The 4,553-nt window shown below is 57.6% G+C and carries 2 protein-coding genes; both read right to left on the reverse strand.

The window, feature by feature from the left end; genetic code table 11:
• Positions 1-413: 413 nt before the first annotated feature.
• A complete protein-coding gene (locus K3A84_RS20180; RefSeq protein ID WP_069064527.1) occupies positions 414-1,643 on the reverse strand; it encodes an NAD(P)/FAD-dependent oxidoreductase in 1,230 nt (409 codons plus the stop codon).
• A 292-nt stretch (positions 1,644-1,935) separates the two neighbouring features.
• A complete protein-coding gene (locus tag K3A84_RS20185) occupies positions 1,936-4,242 on the reverse strand; it encodes a TonB-dependent receptor (RefSeq protein ID WP_130752793.1) in 2,307 nt (768 codons plus the stop codon).
• Between the last annotated feature and the right edge of the window lie 311 nt (positions 4,243-4,553).

The following is a 4,553-nucleotide window of genomic DNA, read 5'->3' on the forward strand; positions in this document are numbered from 1 at the left end:
ACAGGGGCTATTCGCATGGCATGGCGCTCAACCATGCTGACGTGATCAATGCCGATCTACTTCCTTCATCCGAGGGTGGGCAGGGGCCGGCCTCTACTGTCGGCTATTTCGAGCAACAAACTGCTCCAATTGCGAGCTGAGACCGCAACGATCGCGAGCCCTTACAAGTAGGGTCCGGCCGCACTGGCGCCGCTTGTGGACGGCCGCCAGTGTCGCGCCGAGTAACTTGGCCACGTCGATGCGGGCGAACATGCCAGCAGCCTTCTCGGCAAGCTCCGCTCCGAAGTCTCCCTCATCGAGGACTCAAAGATTCCGGCATCTCCGGGGGTTTTCCCGGTCCCGTCCGCAACCCCGCAACCCCGCAACCCCGCAATCACGTGGATCCGTTATCCCAGTACCACTGGAACTCGATATCAGGCGATCAGCTCCTTCAGCGGGATGGAGGGGTCGGTCAGCCTGTCGGGTTTGGGTGAAAGCCCGTCGATCACAAGCTTCCGGCCCTGGACAAAATCTTTGGCGGCATTGACACAGTCGAGCGCAATCACTCGGCCTTGCTTGAGGTAGATCAGCGAAAAACTGCGCGTTGCGGGATTGCCTCGCAACAGCGCGGTGTCGTGACCGATCGACAGGCCGATGGTCTGCAGGCGAAGATCATATTGGTTCGACCAGAACCAGGGCACCGAATCATAATGCGCGGCATCGCCAGTGATCGTCCGGGCAACGACACTAGCCTGATCATTGGCGTTCTGAACCGATTCAAGCCGGATCGTCGCGCCATCGGCAAAACGGTTAGCGTGGGCCGCACAATCGCCGAGCGCGAAAATATCGGGCAGACTCGTGCGCCCCTGTGCGTCTACCAGCACACCATTGCCGCCCTCGGCACCCGCCGCAATTAGCGGCTCGACCGCTGGAATAATCCCGATGCCGACGATCACCATCTCGACGGCGAGGACCGATCCATCGGCAAGGCGGACACCCGTCGCCCTGCCGCCCTCACCCAGGATACAGTCGATCGCGACGCCGGTACGCAAGTCGACACCGTGCGCGCGATGTTCGGCTTCATAGAAACGTGACAGTGGTTCACCGGCGACGCGGGCAAGCACGCGGTCCAACGCTTCGAGCACGGTGACGTGCTTGCCGAACTTGCTCAGCACCGCCGCCGCTTCGAGCCCGATATAGCCGCCGCCGATGACCACGACGCGGCGAACGTCCGGCAGTTCGGCGATCATCCGGTCGACATCGGCACGCGACCGCACGGAATGGACACCGGCAAGGTCATTCCCTGCGCAGGTTAGCTTACGCGGGCTGCCTCCGGTCGCCCACACCAGCGTGCCATAACCGAGCGAGCCACCATCGGCGAAGGCCACGGTTTTATCCGTCGGATCGACCATGACCACGCGGCGGCCGGTCAGCATTGTTATCTCGCGTTCCGACCAGAAGGCGGCCGGCCGGATCATGATGCGTTCGAAGCTTTTGTCGCCGGCAAGATAGTCCTTGGACAACGGCGGCCGTTCATAGGGCAGTTCTGGCTCGTCGCCGACCAGCGCAATCGTCCCCGCAAACTTCGCTTGCCGCAGGGCGATCGCCGTCTGTCCACCACCATGCCCGGCGCCCACAATGACTACATCCGCGCGCTCGGTCATCGGTTCGACCTCACCGCCGGAAACATGGCGACTAGATAGTCTGCAAGCACTCGACATACCCCCTTGGTTGAGAAAAAGTGGTGCCTTGAACTCGTGCTTGGTCCCGGGTTTGCGCCCCGCAGCCGAAATTGCGGGTGCCGCCGCGGTCATTGTGACGCTTGGGTAGGCAATATCGCCTATATCGGCTCCTTCCAGACCAAGGTGAATAATGCACCGCCAGGAGCCTACACCAAACCTCTAGCAGCATAGTCGCCATCATCCGCAGACGCCATTGGGATCAATTGAAGATCGATCACAATCTAAGAGATATGGATCCTGAAAAAGTTCTTGGCGCAAGAACTGAATTGAACACCGATCCAGTTATAGTCTCAAAAGGAACACCGGAATTATAGATAAGTGCATTCGTCAAATTTCGGATGTTGAAAGCAAATGAGACGCGATCAAGCTCGTATCCGAGCCTGAAATCCACTTTGTTGTAGGCAGGTACATTTTCGATCGCGTAATCAACCGCCGAGGTACTCCGCCGGCCAACCCTCGCGTAGCTTCCGAAAATCGAAGCCTTGCCCGGGCCGAGGTCGAACTCGTAGCGGGCCGAGACGTTCGAGCTGAATTTCGGCGCGTTCGGGAGCACAAAGTCGGCAAACCCCGCACCAACCGGAACATTTTTGGCCTTTGAATCGAGATAACTGGCGGATGCGGAAAAATTAAGTCCGCGCATCGGGCGGATAACCATGTCGAACTCGGCACCCCTTACCCATGCGTCGACGTTAAAGACGTAGAGCGCCGAGTTTTGGGTCGAGAAGGTTTGTAGATTCTTGTAATCGTAATAGAAAATCGAACCGTTGAAATCGAGCACTCCGTTGAGCATTCTCGATTTAACACCGGCCTCATAGTTCACAAGCGTCTCAGGTTTGAACTCGGCTACGGAAACGGGATAAAGCTCGTTTGCACCGGTATTGAACCCACCTGCCTTTGTGCCCCTGTTTACGCCAGCGTAGACATTGACATTTTCATCGAGTTTATATTGAGCAACGATGCGTCCTGACCAGGATGTCGTTGATATTGACTTGTCGAATCCGACGAACTGCACGAGCGGAACCGGCGACGCCCCTGCGATCACTGCGCAAATATTGACCGGGATCGTAGGATTGGTCGTGCAGGAGGACTGATTGACACCACGCTTCTGGTCACTGGTTACGCGGCCGCCGACAATAACACTGAACTTGGGGCTAAAGTGGTAGGTGGCTTCCGCAAATCCAGCGTAAGACGTGGTTCTCAGATGCAGGGCCGCATTGAGATTGATTCCATAGAACGGTATATCGTTTAGATTAACATTTGCGCCGGTATGGTTGTTGATCCACAACCCATAAAGACCGGCGACCCAGTCAACATTACTTACCTTTCCGGAGAGTCTGATCTCTTCGGAATATTGGCGGCCCCCAGGATTGCTTTGATTAAAAATAGCTGTCGGGAATCCGCTCGCAAGCTGGGTGTTGTAGAGTTGATCGGAGTACTGATAGTTTGAGATCGACGTCAGCTTGATTCCGGACCCAATCGTCCAATCGATTGTCGCGGTGGCGTTAAGATATTTTCCGTTGAATTTTAGGTAGTTGGCGGTTGGCGCATTGTAAGGGCTCTTCAGTGATGCCGCGCAGTCACCGAGTGGAGAATAAGTGGTCGGAACTGTCCCAACTGTCGTGCGGCAGAAATTCTGATACGCGGCAAAATTGCCGGGCGTGACGCCGACCGGCTTACCGTTCGCCCCGATAAACGCGCGCGTCGTGCTCGCGACAGGGCCGGGTTGGTCCGGAAAACGGTCTGCATATACGCTGAGCAGGGCCCGGAAATCGCTACTGGGCTTATACTGGAGTTGCGCACGGACAGCTTGAACATCTGTGCCGTTATGGTCTGGCCCGATCGGATTGCGGATGTATGCGCCACCCTTTTCGGCATGATATGCGATACGGCCTGACCAGTCACCGCCAAGGCTGCCGCCGACGGCCCCTTCCGTCATGAACTTGTCGTAGCTCCCATATTCGGTCGTGACATAAGCCTCGAACTCTTGGCTGGGTGCTCGGGTAATATATTGGACAAGGCCACCCGTCGCATTGCGCCCGAACAGTGTTCCTTGCGGCCCCTTGAGAACCTCGACACGGTCGACGTCGAAAACCGGCTGAGTCAGCGCGGTCGAGAGGCCGACATACGCTCCGTCCACATAGGTGGCGACCGGTGCTTCCTGGTGAAGCGCGATATCTTGCTGGCCGACCCCACGGATGATCGTCGTGACATAAGCACCGCCACCCGGGGTAGTTGAGCGCACACCTGGAACAAGATCTGGAAGATCCATCGACGTTGTGAAGCCGCGGGCGGTGAGATCCTGTCCCTTGATCGCGCTGATCGCGATCGGGACGTCGCGAAGATTTTCCGACTTCTTCTGCGCCGTCACGATGATGTCGCCCTCAGCGTTTGGGTCTTGCGCCGCGGGGGCGTCAGAAGGCGGCGTCGGAGCTGGTTGGGCGGTCTGTGATTGAGCGTATGCGCCTTGGGACAAGGTCAGCAGTGTCGCAAGCGTGACCGGCGCGAGAGCAGTTAGTCTCATATTTTCATCCCTCTCCTTCCGGGCGGCCGCCTTCTGTGGACGTGCTCGCAAGCCGGCTTTTCAAAAATGATTAGAGACCTAAGTAATATATGAAAGGAAACGCGACGCAAGCCATATTCAGGGCACCCGGCCAGCAGCGTCGCTCCGGCCCATAGCGACGGTCCCGTCGGAGGTGCTCTATAGGCTGTACCGCCCTAAAAACGTACCTATCGTGACCGAGGACAACGGAAAACCGCTACCTATTTGGGCAAACAGGGGAGGGGATGGTTGCTCAGTGCGCGCCCCTTCGCATGGGAAGCCCTTCCCTTGAC

The sequence above is a fragment of the Novosphingobium percolationis genome, assembly GCF_020179425.1.
Classification (GTDB): domain Bacteria; phylum Pseudomonadota; class Alphaproteobacteria; order Sphingomonadales; family Sphingomonadaceae; genus Novosphingobium; species Novosphingobium percolationis.

What these genes read in the sequence shown, in the direction of transcription:
- K3A84_RS20180 (WP_069064527.1), bottom strand. Translation starts at nt 1,643, where the DNA reads ATGACCGAGCGCGCGGATGTAGTCATTGTGGGCGCCGGGCATGGTGGT.
- K3A84_RS20185 (WP_130752793.1), bottom strand. Translation starts at nt 4,242, where the DNA reads ATGAGACTAACTGCTCTCGCGCCGGTCACGCTTGCGACACTGCTGACC.